This window comes from Photobacterium galatheae, assembly GCF_000695255.1.
In the GTDB taxonomy this organism is placed as follows: domain Bacteria; phylum Pseudomonadota; class Gammaproteobacteria; order Enterobacterales; family Vibrionaceae; genus Photobacterium; species Photobacterium galatheae.
This window is the reverse complement of sequence record NZ_JMIB01000008.1, coordinates 118,866-137,114: the sequence shown is the minus strand read 5'-3', so window position 1 is coordinate 137,114 and position 18,249 is coordinate 118,866. Positions and strand designations below refer to the sequence as shown.

Below are 18,249 nucleotides of genomic sequence, written 5' to 3'. Positions count from 1 at the left end.
AGTGTGTTAGAATACCGGCCTGTCACGCCGGGGGTCGCGGGTTCGAGTCCCGTCCGCTCCGCCACTTCTTAAAGAAACCCAGTCAGTAATGACTGGGTTTTTTGCTATCCGGGGTTCTGACTATTCCTCATTGACTGATACCATTCTGGAAAATTAACTGGTCAGGTTAATCCATTGCCGTGAGCACATCTTTTTGACTCGCTGAGTGCATTGCAAAAACTGGTTCCATGCCGCATAAACCTTATCAACAATATCGTCATAATCTCTGAAGCTTTGATTGGCTAAACAGCGCTGTCTAAACCAACACCATACCTGCTCTATTGGGTTTAGCTCGGGAGAATAGGGAGGCAGTTTGACGATACTGACATTCTCAAATTGATGCGCGATGTCATCAGTATGCCATCCCGCACCATCCATGATCACAACGGCATGTCGACCTTTTTCTGTCACGCTTGAGATTTGCTTGAGGTGTTTGATCATGATTTCTTTGTTGACCCAAGGGACGACAATCGCTTCACCGATCCCTCGGCTTGGGCAAACGGAGCCAAACAAGTAGGCGTCATCGAACTGTTGTTGCCGAACCGTTCGAGGTCGTGTTCCGCGCAGCGCCCAAAGCCGTGTCGTTGTATTCTGCTGGCCAAATCGAGCTTCATCCTGGAACCAGACATCCACCTGTTCAAGGCTGATATGGCCCGGGATGTTACGGATCGTTTCCAGTCGGAAGTTTTTTAAAAGCTTCTTGCGTTGCTTGGCATTGTTTTGGGTGTTTTGAGCGGGATGTTATCCATGAGAAGCCCATATGATCGAGCAAATAGTAAATAGAATCATGGTGATAGCGTTTATCAAACTGCTGGATGATATATGCATGGATATCGGCACCCGTGAGTCTGCCGCCTTGCGAGTTATGAGCTTTTTCTTTGAGATATTGGCGAAGTTGTTCTTGTTGCTCTGGGGTTAAGAATGCAGGTCTACCTGTTCTTGGCTTTTCTTGAAGTCCTTCGAGACCTTCTTCGAGAAAGGTGTGAACCCATTTGTTGACACTGGTTCTGCTGACTTTTAGAAACTTGGCAATTTGAGTGCGGGACTGGCCTTCTTTGAAGTGGGCAAGCGCGAGCAATCTCATTTTCATTTGAATGGATTTCTGCAGTCTCGCTAGCTTTTTGAAGCCGATGTCGTTGAGGCTATCCATGGTTAAATCACGGTGCAAACGAACAATCTGATTCGTTCATATTTTTACTGAGACTGCTACTACCTGACTCGCTACAAAGTGATCTGAATATTCAGATCACATGATGTGAAGGAGCATCACTGGTTACAATGAAGTGCTTGTTCAGTAATTCTGTCAGGTTATTTTTGTATTCATCATGCCGGTGATTTCCTAATAATTGTGCGATCTCCTGGCCGACAGGAGATAGACGATAATAGAGCAGGCTAAGGGTCGTTGTCGCTGGCTGTAGTTGATAATCACTGCCTTGGTAGTGAAAATTCAAAGCAACATCATTTTGCAGTTTACCGGATTCAAGTTCGGTATTTAAGACGAGCCCTAACCCGATTAATTCCAGTAAATGAGAATAAGGGAGCTGATAATAGCCGAGGTTGATTTTGTCGATAGATGGGCTTTTGAGTTGGCGAAATAAACCTGTTTTGTATTTAATACCGGTGAGAAGCTTCTTACTATTATCTTGGCCAAAATGGCAAGTAAGCATACAGGCTCGCCGGAATAATTGAGCGTCGCGCTGAGTCATCTGCTTGAGCGTCATCATGGTTTTCAGGGAGATAGACCCTGGTGCGAGCACCTCCTGACGGAGAATGCGGCTCCAAAGTTTCTGCATTGGCGGACTAAAAATATCTTGCGCAATTGTCATAAAAAGATGGATCCAGTCTGGATCCGGTTCCCCAGCAGTTTCATCTAGGCAGCTGTCATAACTTAGCTTAAAGATGCGTTCCAGGTTTTGCTGTTGGCGCTGTTGAAGCTTTTGATGGCGGTTTTCAGTCCGTTCCTGAAGCGTCTTCTCATGATCCTCGTCAATCTGAGCACCCACGACATGATGTCGTGCGATGGACTGAATTCGAAAACGGCTACTTCGTACAGAGCTTTTCTGGTTACTTTTCTTCTCTGATGCCGGTACGACCTGTACTGGCTGGACACTGGCCTGATTTTCAGTGCTCATCTGACTTTCACTCCCTGCTGCAATGAATATAGTTTTTACATTCGATCGTAATCTTTAGCAAGAGGCGTGACTTTTCTGTTAATCAGTGGTTAAATTTGTTAATCGCCCGGTGTGATGAAGCTGTGCTATCAAGGAGGGGTTGATGACGAAAAAAAACAGTAAGCGTTTAACCGATATTTTGTTACTACTTGGATATGTCCTCATTCTGGCCTACCTTGCTTCCCATGTTTAAGGGTGTAAGGTAAGCCAGTTGATTGAATTGAGGATTACTTATCCTGCATCGTCGTATGCCTCTATCGCAGTACCATTGAGAAGGTAACCCGCTTCAGCCATATCATGCTCTACGGTCTGAACTTTCATTTTTCCTATCACATACACGACATCCCAAAGCTGCTGTACAGGTGCGCCTTTGGGGAATTTGACGTAGATGATTTGATTGGGTGGTGGTGGCGGTACATGAATACATGCGCCAAAGTATGGCACCAGTAAAAACTCAGTAATCGTATTTTCGTCCCCTTCGAGTGGGATGACAAAGCCCGGTATTTTGACTTCACTACCATCCAGCTCTGGACGAACGGAACCCATATGCTTTTGCAGCGCAGCCTGATTACTTTCATGATCGACGAAGGGCATGCCTTGCTGATCGAATAATTGACGCTCTTTTTGCGGGATAAGATCCACCCAGTCCAGCGTGAGTGTTTTTGCGCTGACCGTCAGTGGCAGCCAGCAAAACAACAGTATCAGTAAATACTTCATCATTGATTCCTCCTTAAATACGAATGGTCATGCCATCGGCGAGTGACAGCCTGTAGGCTCGCAGTGCCGGGATGAGACTGGTCAGCATACCGGCAAGTAATATCATCCCCATTAACATCCACTCATAGGGGGTGGGAGCTTGAATTGGCAGATATAACCCAAAGGTGTCCAGCAACCAGGCATGGCTGAGGAACAAGCCGCTGTAGAGTGTCAGCATTCCTGCGATGATCCCTGTCAGAGTCAGGCCCGTCGATTCAACGAAAAGAAGACCTGCTATCCAGCCAGGGCGGGCACCTGTTGCCCGTAGTATTGCCATTTCCCGACGTCTTTCATTCAGGCTGGTCAGTAAGCTGGATAACATACCCAGTAGTCCAGCGATAATGACAAATACAGAAACAACCATCAGTGCCTGCTCTGCGACAGACATCATCCCCCAGAGTTCATGGAGTGCGACGCCGGGCATGATGGCGCTTAATGGTTCATCAGGAAAGGTGTTGATGTAACGCTGCAGGGCAAAAGTCTGAATCTTGGAGTTGAGTCCCAGAAGGACAGCGGTGATCTGCTTCGGCTGAAAGGATTGCTGGCTCAGGATCGCGGCATCGGGAGTATGTCCTAAGTTTGCACCCGACTCCCAGCCAACATGAATGGCTTCAATCGCAGCCAGTGAAACATGGACACTGCGATCAACCGGTGTGCCTGTCGGTGCAAGAATCCCTGTTACGGTAAATGGCAGCTTATCGTGACGAGTGAAGCTTTTATCGCTGATCCCATGAGCAATGATAATTTTATCGCCAATCTGATAGCCGAGTTTCCGGGCTACTTCCGCGCCAATCACGGTGTCAAAGAGTGTGTGAAAGGGATTTCCTTGTCTGAATGCCAGGTGTTGCTTCTGGCCGTATTGGTAATGCTGAAAATAATCCTGATTGGTGCCAATCACCCGGAACCCACGGTGCGAGTCGCCAAGAGAAATGGGAATAGCCCACTTGACGGCTTTATGTTCCCGTAACGTTTGATAGCTTTGCCAGCCGATGTTGTTGGTGGCATTGCCAATACGAAAGACGGAGTACAGCAACAGATTCACCTGGCCAGAACGCGCGCCCACGATAAGGTCGGTCCCCGCGACGGTATGCGCAAAACTGGCTTTAGCTTGCGTCCGGACTTTTTCGACCCCTAATAGTAAAGTTGTAGAAATCGCAATGGTCAGCACGGTTAACATTGCTGTGGTCTTCCGGTTTCGGAGGCTTTGCCAGGCGAGGAGCATCAAGGCTTTCATGCGCATTCTCCCCATTGACTGCGATTGAGTGCTGCGAGATTGAGGGTGCGATCAAACCCGTGCGTTAATGTTGGATCGTGACTGACAAAAAGCAGGCTTGCGCCGGCCAGTTCGCATTCATCCATCAGGAGTTTGATGAAGTGATTCCGGTTGTCGTGATCCAGCGCCGAGGTTGGCTCGTCGGCAATCAGCAATGCCGGGCGGCCAATCAGGGCACGGGCTGCCGCCACACGCTGTTGCTGGCCAATGCTGAGCTGTGTCACCTGGCGTGACAGGCAGGCTTCTGGTAATTGCAGTGCTTTCAGCAGTCGCCGTGCCTCCTGCTCAGGGTTGGCCGTTTTCTCTTTTCTCAGCGGTGAAAACCGGCAGGGCAGCAGAACATTCTCAATGACGGAAAGATAAGGAAGCAGGTTGAACTGCTGAAAGATGTAGCCAATATGGTCGGCTCGTCGACGATCCCGCTTTGCCGCAGACAGGGTGCTGAATGATTCGCCGCGCAGCCAGATATCACCCTGTAGGGGCTGGTGAATACCAGCCATCAGACTCAGTAAGGTTGATTTTCCGCTGCCACTTGGTCCCTGAAGAAAGACCTTCTCGTTTTGCAACAGGGAAAAAGACTCGATACTGAGGATGTCTTCAGTTTGGTCTGGCCAACGAAAGCGTACCTGATCTAAATGTATAACGGTCATGGTGCTCTCCCAAAAAGGGAGCGAGGCTCCCTTTGTCAGATGATTCAGGCTTAGAAACGAAATTCAGGCTGATTGGCCGTCAGGGTTGCTGCTTGCTGCCCTTTGGCGGTGATGGCTTGCAGCTGAACTTTTTCTGTTGCCGGGAAGTGGGAGAACCACTTCAGTGTCAGGGCATTGAGTTGATCGATCGTGTCGCAGTGATAGGTGTACTGGACACTAAACTCGCCATGCTCACCGTGATGGTCGTGATCTTTGTGCGCTTCATGGTCATGGTGCCCATGCTCTTCGTGATCATCATGGTCGTGTTCGCTGTGCTTCTCATGGTCATGGTCATGGTGTTCATGCTCATCATGATCGTGTGATTCAGCGTGCTCTGATAGAGTGTGTGAGACCTGGCGTTCATGAAGCTGGCAACCTGCCGACGCATTCAGGGAAAGTAGTGTCTCTGGATGATTCAATTGCTGAACGGCCTGTGTGAGCGTTTGTTTTTCCGCATCAGTTTCAGGTGGATGTTCAAATCCAATAACATCCGCAGCCGGTGCGGTGATCTCCAACAGCAAATCATTGCCATCTTGTGCCATGTTCAGTTCGACCTGACCATGAACATGAGCTTCATGTTGTGTATAAGCCCAAGCCGGTGCTGTGCAGGTGGCAGCAGAAAACAGCAGCCAGGTGGCAGCACGGAATTGTTGAGTTGGCATGTGTAACTCCCAATAAAAATGAAATCAGTAAATTTGTTTTTCAGTTATTGGAAGTTGGCGGGGGGATCCCGGGCTGAAAAGCTGCTGTTGAGCCAATAGGGATATCCGCGGAAATAGCGAGTTACCTCGGCTGACACAGGGCGCAAAGCAGGCAGGTTTATTTGAGCCGGGGGTAAATCGCTCGAAACGGCATGATAGCAGGGACAATCCTGTTCTGAATGTTGCGGGTTGTCCAGCGCATCCAGTTTGTGAAGTACCTGAAGGGGAGATGTCAGAATGAAAAGGCCGAAGATCAGTGCCAGAAGCCCTTGTTGCCATGTCTGGTTAAGCGGGGTGCGCACGATCAAGTCCCTACCTCACAAAAGAAAGGATGTAATGATATAATATTACATCCTTTCCGGGAAGACAGATTACAGCAGGGACTGAATTTTTGACATGACCTGCTGAATGTCGCTGTCGCTTAGTTGTCCGTCTTTGACGAACACAACTTTACCTGTCTTATCCAGCACGATAATGGCGGAGCTTTCTTCTTCCAGTGCCCAGCGAGAACGGACCTGACCATTGGCGTCCAGCACAATGGATGACCAGGAAAACTCTTTTTTGCTGTCTTCAGCAGAGGATTTCACGAAACTGCCCGTTCCCCAAATGGCATCGTCCTGATTGATGATTGTTGTTGTCTGGTACTGATCATGAGGCAGATTGGCGGCTTTGATTGCCTCGATCATTGGCGCATTCAGCGCTTTGGCTGAACTGCGTCCGGCGATAGCCTGGATTACCCGGACTTTACCGGTTAGCTGTTTGGACTGCCATGGCTGATAGACAATGTCGTCACCTTGCAAAACCAGCTCACCTTTATCCGACACACTGATATTGGGGAGCGGCTGATCAACCGTCAGGTTGTGGGCCTGAGCCTGAAAAGCGAGTGCAGGTAGCAGTGCGCAAAGTGCGATCAATGACTTCATCTTCATGTCTGTTGTTCCTTCTTAATGATTATGCTGCTTTATCTTAGTTGAGTTTTTGTTAACTGGTAGAACCAGTTTGTTAACCTTGAAGCGGGTCACTGTTTTCCCGGTCAATGAATAAAAATGTGATTTCTTGAAAATGGATTGCGCAGGTTGAATATTTTTGTCCTACAGTTGGGCGTTGTTGGGAGTTTGGTCTGGCAGCATAACAACAAGTTGTGGCAAGCCTTTTGCTTATCTTTGACATTGAGAAAGCAACTTTTATGTCTACTCAGGGTCTGAGGTTCAGGGAGTTGAGGGATACAATGCTGAAAATATTTAAACAATATCGTCCAAACCAGATTGCGCGCTATGTCAAAAGTTACTTCCGTGGCCGTCTGTTTATTGTCGGTGTCGGTGCATTTGAATTTGACTGCGGGCGCTTACTGCCACCGATGAATCGGGATAAGAAGGCATTGAATGTCTTGTCTGAAGTCAATCGGGAAATCCAGAATCTGTCAGCGGCCAGTTCGATTAGCTAGCGCCAGAGCAGACCTGGCGCAGCTGATGGTGATTATTGTGGCGGCAGACAAATACCTGTCCCGCCGAGACCACAGTATCCCTGAGGATTTTTTTCCAGATATTGCTGGTGGTCGTCTTCCGCAAAGAAAAATGCAGGTGCTGGTTTGATCTCTGTGGTGATCACCGCCTCCCGGTGGTTTTCCTGCAGCGCAGTCTGATACCTTGCCTTGCTGTTTTCAGCCTGAGATTGCTGGCTGTCGTTGGTGGTGAAAATCACCGAACGGTACTGTGTGCCGATGTCATTGCCCTGACGCATGCCCTGTGTTGGATCATGATTTTCCCAAAATTGGGCAAGCAGGTTTTCCAGTGAGGTTTGTGACGGGTCAAAAACCACACGTACGACTTCAGTATGGCCAGTCTGACCGGTACAAACTTCCTGGTAGGTCGGATTGGGCGTATAGCCACCGCTGTAGCCGACTGCTGTATTGAGAACACCCGGCTGGCGCCAGAACAGGCGTTCGGCCCCCCAGAAACATCCCATACCGAGTACAACTTCTTCCATGCCTGTTGGCACAGGTGCATTGAGCTGAGTGCCAAAGAGCACATGCGGCTCAGACGGAATCAGTGGTGTAGAACGGCCTGTCAGGGCCGATTCCGGGGAGATCATCTGCTGTTTATCCATCATGTGGGGTTCCTAATTACACGGTTAATAAGGCAAAAAGTAGAGGATTCACGGCTGACAATCAATAGTGCTGTTTGCTCTACTTAATCAGTAGACCGGTCAATGCACAATGATCTTCTTTTTACCTTTAGGGTTGGCACTTTGCCCGGCTCTTGTCAGAATGAAATATGCGCGCAAGCTAATAACAGTCTAATAAGTGAAGACAAATAAGAATGATGACTTTGTTTCGGCGCTGTTTACTAACAGCTGCTGCATTTGTGGTGACTTTGCCTGCCTGTGCCTGGGCAGATATGGGGATCAACATCACCGGGCTTAGCGGAAGCCTGAAAAAAAATGTGGATGTTTATGTCTCTGCCATCCCGAAAGAAGATTACAGTCCGTCTTTACGTTTCAGGAGTCAGCTGGAAACCGAGATCCGCACGGCATTGAAAGCGCTGGGTCGATATCAGCCGGTGTTCACGTACAGTCTGGATGAGCAGGGCAAGGACAGTACGCTGACGGTGCAGGTGGATGCTGGTCCGAAAACTCAGATTGCCGTCAGTGATATCAGGATCACAGGTGAAGCTGCAAATGACCTGGACTTTTTTGTTCTGAAACGGGACAGCCGGTTAGAACAGGGACGGACCCTGAACCACGGCAAGTATGATGCCTTCAAATCAGGTCTGGAAAGTCTGGCGCTGCGAAAAGGGTACTTTGATGCCAAACTGAAGCTCAGTCGGCTGGAAGTCGCTCCGGGGCGGAATCAGGCGTTTATCCATATCGAATTTGATTCCGGTAGGCGTTACAAGTTCGGGGAAATTGATATTACCGGGAGCCAGATTGATGAACACAAGGTGCGTTCGTTGTCTCCGTTTGAAGCGGGAGACGACTATCTGGTATCCAAAGTGGGGGAATATAATCAGCGCCTGTCTACCGTCGGTTGGTTTTCCTCTATTTTTGTCGGGGGAGATGTCAATGAACTCGGCGAGGGAACGGTTCCGATCCGGGTGGACCTTGAACCAGAAGTCAAAAATCAAATTGAGACGGGTATCGGTTATTCAACCGATGTCGGCCCACGTCTGAAGTTCAACTGGCGAAAACCCTGGATTAACAGTGCGGGTCACAGTCTGAATGTCCGTACAGAAATTTCCAAGATACAGCCGAAGGTTGAGGCAACCTACAAAATTCCGCTCGATAACGTCCTTGAAGATTATTACCAGCTCATCGGGGCGATTCGTTATGTGGATAATCACGACACAATCAGTACGGAATATCACTTCGGGGTGGAGCGACATTGGCGGTTTGATCGGGCCTGGGATGGCGTTGCCTCTGTGCGGTTATTGTATGAGGACTATAACCAGGGGGCGTTTGAGCAAGGGTCGGCTTTCATGGTTATTCCTGGTGTGAGTGTGTCCCGTACCCGCTTGCGGGGCGGCAGCTGGCCGACCTGGGGCGATAAGCAACTGCTCAAGCTGGAATATTCAGATTCGGCGTTTGGTTCTGATCATCGTTTGTTGAAGCTTCGGGGCCGCAGTGCCTGGATCCGCACCTATGCGGAAGACCATCGTCTCCTGGCCCGGCTGGATGCGGGGACGATCTGGGCGGAAACGCTGGAAGATATCCCGCCGTCGATGCGCTTTTTTATCGGTGGCGATAACAGCCTGCGAGGCTATCGCTACGAGTCTATTTCACCGCGTGACAATGACGGCCAACAGACTGGTGGTGAGAATATGCTCGCTTCGACGCTGGAATATCAATACCGCCTGACCGGGAACTGGTGGGGTGCACTTTTCTATGACTACGGGGCTTCCTGGATAGATAACCCAGACTGGCAGGCAGGGGCCGGTTTTGGGATCCGCTGGGCCTCACCTGTAGGGCCAATTCGTCTCGATTTTGCTTGGGGGCTTGATAAGCCTGATGAGCGTTTCCAACTCCACTTCGTTCTGGGGCCTGAATTATGAGCTGGTTAAAAAGACTGTCCCTGGGACTGCTCACGTTCTTCATGCTGCTGACTTTATTGCTGTGGGCGTTGCTCTACACCCATGCCGGGGTAAAACTTGCTTTGTGGGGAGCGCAACAATTTGTGCCTGCTTTGTCGGTCAGAGACAGCTCAGGCGCGCTGCTCAAGGGTTTTACCCTCAATGGCGTGCGCTATCAGGATGATCTGATGACGCTGAGCAGCGAGAGACTGACGCTGAGCATCAACGATGACTGTTTGCCGATCCCGGAACTTTGTATCCGTGAATTGACGCTGAGCGGGCTGAACTTTGCTATGCCGTCTTTGCCACAGACGACAGACGAGGCCCCCGAACCGAGTGAACCGCTGGCTGAGATAGCGCTTCCGCTGCCTATCCGGCTTGAGCGGCTGACGCTGGATGATATTCACCTGAATATTCTTGGTAATCAGGCGCGCTGGCAGCATTTCAGTTCGGCTGCAACCATGGTCGGCAGCCATCTGACTCTCAAACCGACAGACTGGGAAGGGATTGCTTTGAATCTGGCACCGCCGGCAGAAAAGGAAATTCAGGCACAGACACAAGCGCAGGCCGAAGATGTCGCAGAAGCATATACCCAGACGAAGCGGCAGACGATCGTCCTGCCGAATGTGGTGTTGCCGCTGAAAGTGACCATTGAGCGTTTTACGGTGAAAGACTTCCTGCTGGAAGGCAAGACACCCCAGAAGGTCAATACGCTGACGCTGGTGGGAGAAGCGGAAAAGAGCCGGGTTACTCTGACTCGGCTCTCTGTTGATGTTCCCCAGGCCACATTGGAGGTACAGGGCGAGGCTGAACTCAAAGGTGAGTACCCGCTAACACTCAAGGCGACGTCGAAAATCGCCATGGAACCGGTGCAGGGACATCATCTGAAACTGGCGGCTTCCGGTTCATTGGCGAAGCTGGCACTGGATCTGGCGTTGACGGGACGGCTTGATGCCAAAATCAAGGGGACTCTCTCCCCATTGGATGCGGACTTGCCATTTAACGTCAATATTGTAAGTAACCACTTACAATGGCCGCTCAGTGACACACCGGATTTTGTGGCTCAGGACACGACGATCAGCGCGAAGGGAAATCTGGATGGTTATGCTTTTACGGTTCAAACCAAAGCCGATGGTGAGCCGATGCCGGCTGTTGATGTGAACCTGAAAGGGAAGGGCTCCTTAAGCGATGTTGAGCTGGAAAACCTGACTGTCAACACCCTGGGCGGACAGGTTTCGGGGAATGCCCAGGCAAGCTGGGCGAAGTTGGTGAACTGGCAGGGACAACTGAACCTGACGGATATCCAGCCGGGGCTGGAATGGCCACAAGCAGAAGGTAAGCTGAGTGGCAGGCTTCGAACCTCGGGAGGCTTAACAGCACAGGGCGGCTGGTATGTAAAATTGCCTGAGCTGAATATAAACGGGGAAGTGATCGGCCAGCCTTTCAACCTCGCCGGCCAGTTAGATGCCGGAGACGCAAGTGGCAAGGGAGTATTTGAGCTGGTAACACAGGGGCTGACGCTGAAACATGGCCCGAATGGTTTGAGCGCACAGGGAAGCCTGAAAGAAAACTGGGATCTGTCGGCGACGGTCAAGGCACCGGATCTCGCGCAGTCGGTGCCCGGTCTGCGAGGGCGGGTCAATGGTGACCTGAGGCTGAGTGGTAAAATGGCTGAACCGGCAGTTGACCTGAACCTGACGGGGCAGGCGCTGGGCTGGCAGGATCTGGCTCAGCTGAAGAGCCTGAAACTGAAAGGGCGGGTGACGCCATTACCGACACTGACTGCTGATGTGCAGCTGACGGCTGAGGAAGGGAGTTATCAGGATGTCGCGAAACTGAAAAAGCTGAATCTTTTGTTCCAGGGCACAGAAGCACAGCACACGCTCAGCCTGACGCTGGATGGTGAACCTGTCAGTACGACACTGGCCGTACGCGGCAGTCTGGACCGGCAGCAAGGTTGGCAGGGGTTATTGCAGCGCGGCAGCCTGGATACACCAGTGGGGCCGTGGCGGTTGAATCAGCCCACAGCACTGGCTTACAGTTTCAGTCAGCAAAGTATGACGGTCGCGGCTCATTGCTGGGGGCAGGATAAAGCCTCGGTCTGCCTGAGCCAGCCGCTGGCAGCCGGGGCCAGTGGTCAGGCGGCACTGGCGGTCAATCAGTTTGGTTTCGCGCTCCTGAAGCCGTTCCTGCCACCAGAGGTGAAGCTGGATGGAGCGCTGAACGCAACGGCGAACGCGAGCTGGTCACCGCAGCAGCCACCGGTACTGCAGGCTCAGATCAGATTGCCGGCAGGCGGTGTGCGGCAGCAGGCCGCGGCAGATGAGCCGGCAATGACGATTGGCTGGGATCAGATCACCCTGAATGCTGACATGCGGAACGATGTGCTAACCGCCGACTGGCTGGTGGCAGTGAAAGATAATGGTGATCTGTCCGGTACGGCCCGTATTACGCAATTAAGCGGTGAGCAACAGCTGGATGCCAATGTCAGGCTGGATGCTTTCCGGCTGGACTTCCTGCAGCCACTGGTAGCTGACTACGACACCTTCGGTGGTCAGGTGGATACGAATCTGACACTGAGCGGGCCTATTTTGCACCCGCAGGCAAAGGGGATTTTTAAGATCTCCCAGTTGAAAGCCATTGGTCGCAAAGTGCCGCTGGACCTTGATCGGGGAGAGATTGTCGCGAACTTTAACGGATACAGCGCCCAGCTGCGTGGTGAGTTGGATACACCGGATGGTCAGCTATTGCTGCAGGGGGATGCAAACTGGGCGGACATGGCAAACTGGAGCACGAACCTTAAAGTGAATGGTCGTGAACTGGAAGTGAATGTCCCGCCAATGATTGCGATGAAGGTGTCACCAGCGCTGGAGATCAGTGCAGCACCCAAGAAAGCGGAGATCAGCGGGAACGTGGTCATCCCTTGGGGGCGGATTACGGTTGATCGCCTGCCGGAGTCGGCGGTGCAGGTCTCAGACGATGAAATTTTGCTGACGGATGATCTCAAGCCGATAGAAACTGCCCCCCAGGTGCCTTTTGAGATCAAAACCAATGTGATGGTCCGGATTGGTCCGGATGTCCGGTTGTCGGCCTTTGGTCTGGATGCGGGTCTGTCGGGTAACCTCAAAGTCAATCAGCAGGATAAAACACCGTTGGTGTACGGTGAAATTCGGGTGGATGACGGCACTTACCGCGCCTTTGGTCAGGAGCTGGTGATCCGAAAAGGTCTGATCACCTTCAATGGGCCGGCTGATCAGCCTTACCTGTCGGTGGAAGCGATCCGGAATCCGAACAATATTGAAGATGAAGTTATTGCAGGGATTCGGGTGACCGGCCCGGCTGATGAACCCCGGGTTGATATTTTCTCTGTTCCGGCAATGCCGCAACAGAATGCGCTGTCTTATATTCTGCGAGGACGGGACCTTGACAGTGAATCTCCTGAATCAGGTGGTGCGATGACCACTGCCCTGATCAGTATGGGACTGTCGCGAAGCAGTCAACTGGTTGGCAGTGTCGGTGAGGCATTCGGGGTGCAGGATCTGACGCTGGATACTGCCGGTGCCGGAGATGATTCTCAGGTCACGATCAGTGGTTATATTTATCCGGGCCTGCAAGTTAAATATGGCGTCGGGATCTTTAACCCGATTGGCGAATTTACGCTCAGGTATAAACTGATGCAGGACTTGTATCTTGAGGCGGTTTCCGGACTCGACAGTGCTGTCGATCTGTTGTATCAGTTTGAGTTTAATTAATCAGGAAGGATGTTTGGACGTGTACACGCGGGTGTTTGTTTATGGCAGTCTCCGTCAGTATCAGTCGAATCATGGTCTGATGGAGACGGCTGTGTATCGTGGCACCTGCCAGTTACCCGGTTTCGCCATGTATGATCTTGGGCCTTATCCGGCTGCACTGCGGCAGGAAACGGCTGATGTCGTTGTTCATGGCGAAGTCTATGATGTGGATGCGAAGACTTTTCGTGAATTGGATATGCTTGAAGGGCTGGGAGAAGAGTACTGTCGTGAGCGAGTTCTGACACCCTATGGTGAGGCCTGGATCTATCTGTATTTGCAACCGCTTGGCCGATCGCCACTCATCCCGGAAGGCGACTGGGTAGTGTGGGCTGAACAGCAGAATCGTTAGTCACAAAAAACGCTCCCGGAGGAGCGTTTTTTTATGGACTTTCGAACACGGGAATTATTTTTCCTGAGCGCGCTCGTAAGATGCCAGGATTTCAGCTTTTGCCGCTTCAACGTCGGCCCAGCCTTCAACTTTCACCCACTTGCCAGATTCCAGCTCTTTGTAGCGCTCGAAGAAGTGCGTGATTTGTGCTTTCAGCAGCTCAGGCAGATCGTTCACATCTTTGATGTGATCGTATTCTTTGGTCAGTTTGCTGTGAGGAACCGCAACAACTTTCGCATCTTCGCCAGATTCGTCAGTCATCTTCAGAACACCAACCGGACGGCAGCGGATCACAGAGCCTGGCAGCAGCGGGTAAGGGGTCGGAACCAGTACGTCAACTGGGTCACCGTCCAGAGACAGCGTGTGGTTCACGTAACCGTAGTTACATGGGTAGAACATCGGTGCAGACATGAAACGGTCTACGAATACCGCACCAGAGTCTTTGTCGACTTCGTATTTGATTGGATCCGCGTTTGCTGGGATTTCGATGACAACGTAGATGTCTTCTGGCAGTTCTTTACCTGCAGGGACGTTGTTCAGGCTCATGATGAATTCCTTGATAGTTTTCAGATGATTTTATCGCCGGGAATTATAACGACTCGCTGTGAAAAAAACAGCTTCTAAGATATTTCACGTAAGACGTTTCGGGAGTTTGCGGGAGGGTTAGCAGGAAAGAATGCCCGGCCGAGGAGCCGGGCACAGGTGTGTTTATTCGGCGTCCGGGAATTCTTTCAGGAAGCTTTCCACTTTATGAACCATCTTGGTTGAACCGACAAAGAATGGCACGCGCTGGTGTAGTTCAGTCGGTTTGATATCCATAATCCGATGCTGGCCATCAGAAGCCACCCCACCGGCCTGTTCAATCAGAAAGGCCATCGGGTTGCACTCATACAGCAGGCGCAGCTTGCCGTTCGGGTGTGTCGCTGTGCTTGGGTAGAGGTAAATGCCACCTTTGAGCAGGTTCCGATGGAAATCTGCGACCAGAGAGCCAATGTAGCGGGAGGTGTACGGACGATCATCCTCGGGCACATTCTCCTGGCAGTACTTGATGTACTTTTTCACGCCCAGTGGAAAACGGATGTAGTTTCCTTCGTTGATCGAGTAAATTCGGCCGTCTTCCGGAATACTCATGTTCTCGTGTGACAAACAGAATACACCCAGAGACGGGTCGTATGTGAAGCCGTGCACGCCGTTGCCGGTGGTGTATACCAGCATGGTGGAAGAACCATAAATGATGTAGCCAGCAGCGACCTGCTTGTGACCCGGTTGCAGGAAATCTTCAATTTCTGCCGGGCCGCCCACTGGGGAAACGCGACGGTAAATCGAGAAGATTGTGCCGACGGAAACGTTTACGTCAATGTTCGAAGAACCATCCAGTGGGTCCATTAAAACGACGTATTTCGCTTCACGGTTCAGCTCTTTATTGAAGACAACCAGTTCGTCTTCTTCCTCGCTGGCCACGCCGCAGACCTGACCGCGGGCCTCAAGTGCTGCCTTGAATTTATCGTTGGCATACACATCCAGTTTTTTCTGGGCTTCACCCTGAACATTCTCGCTGCCAACGTCGCCGGTAATATCAACCAGGCCTGCTTTATTGATTTCACGGTTAACGATTTTGGCCGCCAGTTTAATGGAACCCAACAGGGAAGAGAGTTCACCGCTGGCATGGGGGAAGTCGTGCTGATTCTCGACAATGAACTCGCCAAGGGTTCTAATATCGGACATATACAATCCTTGCATCGTGTTGTCATGGGGGTAAGAAATGTCGGGTACAATGCCTCTTTTCGGACAATTGAACTGTACCCCAGGCCACTGGCCAGTTATTGTTTGATGCAATTGTATATAAAGATCTTTTTTATGGTAACGAAGTAACACTGAAGCGTGGTCGTGACCTATTTTTTGTTTGTGAGCCGACAGTTATGCATATCCATATTCTCGGAATTTGCGGTACTTTTATGGGCGGTGCCGCCATGCTGGCGAAGCAGCTTGGCCATAAAGTGACCGGTAGTGATGCCAATGTATATCCCCCAATGAGCACCATGCTCGAATCACAAGGGATTGAAATTATTCAGGGTTATGACCCGGCGCAGTTAGACCCGGCACCGGATTTGGTGGTGATTGGTAACGCCATGAGTCGGGGAAATCCTTGTGTGGAATATGTCCTGAATAAAAACCTGCGCTATACCTCAGGTCCGCAGTGGCTGCAGGAATTTTTGTTACATGACCGCTGGGTGCTGGCAGTTTCCGGGACTCATGGGAAGACAACGACCGCCAGTATGCTGGCTTGGATCCTCGAAGATTGTGGTTATCAGCCCGGTTTTCTGGTGGGCGGTGTGCTTGGAAACTTTGGCATTTCCGCGCGGTTAGGCGAAAGTTGCTTTTTCGTCGTTGAAGCGGACGAATACGATAGTGCTTTTTTCGATAAGCGTTCTAAGTTTGTTCATTATCGACCACGAACGCTGATTATGAATAATCTGGAGTTCGATCACGCAGATATATTTTCGGATCTGGCCGCAATTCAGCGCCAGTTTCATCATTTAGTCCGAACCGTGCCGGGCGAAGGAAAAATTCTGGCACCGAAAGGAGTAACTGCAATTGATGAAACGCTGGCGATGGGCTGCTGGAGTGAACTGGAATACAGCGGTGAAGACGGTGACTGGCAGGCACGGAAAGCCACCGATGACGGCAGCGAGTTTGAAGTGCTGTTTGAAGGCTGCGTTGTCGGAACAGTTCGTTGGGATCTGGTCGGTGATCATAATGTCAGTAATGCCCTGATGGCAATTGCGGCGGCTCGTCATGTCGGTGTGACCCCGGAACTGGCCTGTGAGGCACTGGCGCGTTTCGTCAATACCAAGCGTCGCTTAGAGCTGAAAGGCGAGCAGCATGGCGTGAAGGTTTACGATGATTTTGCGCATCATCCAACTGCGGTTGAACTGACGCTGGGCGGACTCCGGGCCAAAGTGGGGAATTCGCGCATTCTGGCCGTACTGGAGCCGCGTTCGAACACGATGAAGCTGGGCGTCCATAAAGCGGATCTGGCTCCGGCGCTGGCAGCGGCAGATGAAGTCTTCCTGTTTCAGCCGAATTCGATCCCCTGGTCGGTGCAGGACATCGCAGATCTCTGCACGCAGCCGACTGTTTGTGAAGATGACATCGACACACTGGTAAAACAGATTGTCGCTGCGGCTCGCCCTGGCGATAACATTCTGGTGATGAGTAACGGTGGTTTTGGTGGGATTCACGACAAATTGCTGAGCGCTCTGGGAGGTCTTAATGCAGCAGGATAAGCGGATCACGCTTGCATGGACCGGGGCATCCGGTGCCCCGTATGGCCTGCGTTTGCTCGAATGTCTGCTGGCGGCGGATTATCAGGTGTATTTGCTGATTTCCTCGGCAGCCCGGGTCGTTCTGGCGACTGAGCATGGTCTGAAACTCCCGGCGGGGCCGGAAGCTGCGCAGGCGGCTCTGGCGGAACATCTTCATTATCAGGGGGATAAGCTGGTGGTGTGCGGCAAAGAAGACTGGTTTTCTCCGGTGGCTTCAGGTTCGGCGGCACCCAAGAAAATGGTGGTTTGTCCGTGCTCTGCCGGGACGCTGGCTTCTGTGGCTCACGGTATGTCGGACAATCTGCTGGAACGCGCCGCCGATGTGGTGCTGAAAGAACGCGGCCAGTTGCTCATGGTCGTCCGGGAAACCCCATTTTCTTCCCTGCACCTGGAAAATATGCTCAAGCTCTCGAATCTGGGCGCAACCATCATGCCGGCAGCCCCCGGTTTTTATCATCAGCCGACATCTATCGAAGATCTGGTCGACTTTATGGTGGCGCGGATATTGGATCATCTTGGCGTTGAGCAAGGACTTGTGCCGCGTTGGGGGTATGATCACCGCACTTGATCAGTCCGGTTTCAGCACCAAAATATGGCCGGGAGCATTCTCGACAACTTTGGCAGCGACAGAGCCCAGCATCAGCTTATCGACGCCTGAGCGCTGATGGCTGGGCAGAATGATGAGATCGGCTTTGACTTGATGCGCATGGTCGACAATGGTGGTCCAGGGTTTCCCCTCAGAGACCGTTTCTGTGTGCTGGACGTCGCTCGGAATATGTTTTGCCGCGAACTGTTTCAGAGACTGTTGAGTCTCCTGCATGATTTTTCGGGCAGCATCTTTGGGAAAATAGCTGGAGACGATCGCCATATGGATCCCGGGCAGGACGTTGAGTAAATGAATCATGGCCCCGGACTGACGGGCGTGCCAGACGGCCAGTTCGACGGCTTTGTGGCAGAACCCTTCTTCGTTGAGATCGACTGGCACCAGAATGTGTTGATACATGGCATCCTCTTCGTGTCAGACACCCACGGGCCGAGATGCCCGTGGGTA

17 protein-coding genes and 1 pseudogene are annotated in these 18,249 nt (G+C 51.5%); 6 read left to right on the top strand and 12 right to left on the bottom strand.

The genetic code is table 11. The annotated features are described in order from the left end of the window. Positions 1-153: 153 nt before the first annotated feature. The 8 genes and pseudogenes from EA58_RS21290 to EA58_RS05975 form a co-directional block, all read right to left on the bottom strand. Positions 154-1,123 (bottom strand): annotated as a pseudogene (locus tag EA58_RS21290) (IS630 family transposase). A 157-nt stretch (positions 1,124-1,280) separates the two neighbouring features. Further along, positions 1,281-2,171, bottom strand: a complete 891-nt coding sequence (locus EA58_RS06000; protein ID WP_036750243.1) for a TIGR03899 family protein — start codon at positions 2,169-2,171, stop codon at positions 1,281-1,283. Between the two features lie 270 nt (positions 2,172-2,441). Beyond that, positions 2,442-2,930, bottom strand: a complete 489-nt coding sequence (locus EA58_RS05995; RefSeq protein ID WP_036750240.1) for a DUF3299 domain-containing protein — start codon at positions 2,928-2,930, stop codon at positions 2,442-2,444. Positions 2,931-2,940: 10 nt separating this feature from the next. Next, a complete protein-coding gene (locus EA58_RS05990) occupies positions 2,941-4,200 on the bottom strand; it encodes an ABC transporter permease (protein WP_036750238.1) in 1,260 nt (419 codons plus the stop codon). Beyond that, positions 4,197-4,889 carry an ABC transporter ATP-binding protein gene (locus tag EA58_RS05985; RefSeq protein WP_036750235.1) on the bottom strand — a complete coding sequence of 231 codons (693 nt, stop codon included), beginning with the start codon at positions 4,887-4,889 and terminating at the stop codon, positions 4,197-4,199. The genes EA58_RS05990 and EA58_RS05985 overlap by 4 nt, the downstream gene beginning before the upstream one ends. Before the next feature lie 50 nt (positions 4,890-4,939). Next, entirely contained in the window at positions 4,940-5,590 is a 651-nt protein-coding gene (gene zrgA, locus EA58_RS05980; protein WP_036750232.1) for a zinc uptake protein ZrgA, read from the bottom strand. 44 nt (positions 5,591-5,634) lie between these two features. Then, positions 5,635-5,931 carry a hypothetical protein gene (locus EA58_RS21530; RefSeq protein WP_152547943.1) on the bottom strand — a complete coding sequence of 99 codons (297 nt, stop codon included), beginning with the start codon at positions 5,929-5,931 and terminating at the stop codon, positions 5,635-5,637. A gap of 69 nt (positions 5,932-6,000) precedes the next feature. Next, positions 6,001-6,558 (bottom strand): YtfJ family protein, encoded by a 558-nt coding sequence (locus EA58_RS05975; RefSeq protein ID WP_036750229.1) that lies wholly within the window; start codon positions 6,556-6,558, stop codon positions 6,001-6,003. A gap of 299 nt (positions 6,559-6,857) precedes the next feature. Between EA58_RS05975 and EA58_RS05970 the strand changes: the two genes are divergently transcribed. Then, positions 6,858-7,073: a DUF1107 domain-containing protein gene (locus EA58_RS05970; RefSeq protein ID WP_036750227.1), complete on the top strand. Its 216-nt coding sequence runs from the start codon at positions 6,858-6,860 to the stop codon at positions 7,071-7,073. Positions 7,074-7,105: 32 nt separating this feature from the next. Here the strand turns inward: EA58_RS05970 and msrA are convergent, their stop codons facing one another. Further along, positions 7,106-7,738 (bottom strand): peptide-methionine (S)-S-oxide reductase MsrA, encoded by a 633-nt coding sequence (gene msrA, locus EA58_RS05965; RefSeq protein ID WP_036750225.1) that lies wholly within the window; start codon positions 7,736-7,738, stop codon positions 7,106-7,108. Between the two features lie 209 nt (positions 7,739-7,947). Between msrA and tamA the strand changes: the two genes are divergently transcribed. The 3 genes from tamA to EA58_RS21285 are packed head-to-tail and all read left to right on the top strand — an operon-like array spanning position 7,948 to position 13,833. Continuing rightward, positions 7,948-9,675 carry an autotransporter assembly complex protein TamA gene (gene tamA, locus EA58_RS05960; protein WP_036750222.1) on the top strand — a complete coding sequence of 576 codons (1,728 nt, stop codon included), beginning with the start codon at positions 7,948-7,950 and terminating at the stop codon, positions 9,673-9,675. Continuing rightward, on the top strand, positions 9,672-13,445 hold the full coding sequence (tamB, locus tag EA58_RS05955; RefSeq protein ID WP_036750219.1) for an autotransporter assembly complex protein TamB: 3,774 nt from the start codon (positions 9,672-9,674) through the stop codon (positions 13,443-13,445). The genes tamA and tamB overlap by 4 nt, the downstream gene beginning before the upstream one ends. A 19-nt stretch (positions 13,446-13,464) precedes the next feature. After that, entirely contained in the window at positions 13,465-13,833 is a 369-nt protein-coding gene (locus tag EA58_RS21285) for a gamma-glutamylcyclotransferase family protein (protein WP_036750217.1), read from the top strand. A gap of 54 nt (positions 13,834-13,887) precedes the next feature. Here the strand turns inward: EA58_RS21285 and ppa are convergent, their stop codons facing one another. Further along, positions 13,888-14,418, bottom strand: coding sequence for an inorganic diphosphatase (ppa, locus tag EA58_RS05945; RefSeq protein ID WP_036750215.1), 531 nt, complete (start codon positions 14,416-14,418; stop codon positions 13,888-13,890). A gap of 162 nt (positions 14,419-14,580) precedes the next feature. Further along, positions 14,581-15,597 carry a class 1 fructose-bisphosphatase gene (fbp, locus tag EA58_RS05940; RefSeq protein WP_036750212.1) on the bottom strand — a complete coding sequence of 339 codons (1,017 nt, stop codon included), beginning with the start codon at positions 15,595-15,597 and terminating at the stop codon, positions 14,581-14,583. Between the two features lie 194 nt (positions 15,598-15,791). On the opposite strand from fbp, the gene mpl reads away from it, so the two are divergent. Continuing rightward, a complete protein-coding gene (mpl, locus tag EA58_RS05935; protein ID WP_036750301.1) occupies positions 15,792-17,159 on the top strand; it encodes a UDP-N-acetylmuramate:L-alanyl-gamma-D-glutamyl-meso-diaminopimelate ligase in 1,368 nt (455 codons plus the stop codon). Then, positions 17,146-17,766 (top strand): flavin prenyltransferase UbiX, encoded by a 621-nt coding sequence (locus EA58_RS05930; RefSeq protein ID WP_036750209.1) that lies wholly within the window; start codon positions 17,146-17,148, stop codon positions 17,764-17,766. The genes mpl and EA58_RS05930 overlap by 14 nt, the downstream gene beginning before the upstream one ends. On the opposite strand, the gene EA58_RS05925 is transcribed toward EA58_RS05930, so the two are convergent. Beyond that, complete coding sequence (locus EA58_RS05925; protein ID WP_036750207.1) at positions 17,767-18,201, bottom strand: universal stress protein; 435 nt, start codon at positions 18,199-18,201, stop codon at positions 17,767-17,769. Positions 18,202-18,249: the final 48 nt, after the last annotated feature.

Coding starts and splice junctions, on each gene's coding strand:
- EA58_RS06000 (WP_036750243.1), bottom strand. CDS start 2,171: ATGAGCACTGAAAATCAGGCCAGTGTCCAGCCAGTACAGGTCGTACCG.
- EA58_RS05995 (WP_036750240.1), bottom strand. CDS start 2,930: ATGATGAAGTATTTACTGATACTGTTGTTTTGCTGGCTGCCACTGACG.
- EA58_RS05990 (WP_036750238.1), bottom strand. CDS start 4,200: ATGAAAGCCTTGATGCTCCTCGCCTGGCAAAGCCTCCGAAACCGGAAG.
- EA58_RS05985 (WP_036750235.1), bottom strand. CDS start 4,889: ATGACCGTTATACATTTAGATCAGGTACGCTTTCGTTGGCCAGACCAA.
- zrgA (WP_036750232.1), bottom strand. CDS start 5,590: ATGCCAACTCAACAATTCCGTGCTGCCACCTGGCTGCTGTTTTCTGCT.
- EA58_RS05975 (WP_036750229.1), bottom strand. CDS start 6,558: ATGAAGATGAAGTCATTGATCGCACTTTGCGCACTGCTACCTGCACTC.
- EA58_RS05970 (WP_036750227.1), top strand. CDS start 6,858: ATGCTGAAAATATTTAAACAATATCGTCCAAACCAGATTGCGCGCTAT.
- msrA (WP_036750225.1), bottom strand. CDS start 7,738: ATGATGGATAAACAGCAGATGATCTCCCCGGAATCGGCCCTGACAGGC.
- tamA (WP_036750222.1), top strand. CDS start 7,948: ATGATGACTTTGTTTCGGCGCTGTTTACTAACAGCTGCTGCATTTGTG.
- tamB (WP_036750219.1), top strand. CDS start 9,672: ATGAGCTGGTTAAAAAGACTGTCCCTGGGACTGCTCACGTTCTTCATG.
- ppa (WP_036750215.1), bottom strand. CDS start 14,418: ATGAGCCTGAACAACGTCCCTGCAGGTAAAGAACTGCCAGAAGACATC.
- fbp (WP_036750212.1), bottom strand. CDS start 15,597: ATGTCCGATATTAGAACCCTTGGCGAGTTCATTGTCGAGAATCAGCAC.
- mpl (WP_036750301.1), top strand. CDS start 15,792: ATGCATATCCATATTCTCGGAATTTGCGGTACTTTTATGGGCGGTGCC.
- EA58_RS05930 (WP_036750209.1), top strand. CDS start 17,146: ATGCAGCAGGATAAGCGGATCACGCTTGCATGGACCGGGGCATCCGGT.
- EA58_RS05925 (WP_036750207.1), bottom strand. CDS start 18,201: ATGTATCAACACATTCTGGTGCCAGTCGATCTCAACGAAGAAGGGTTC.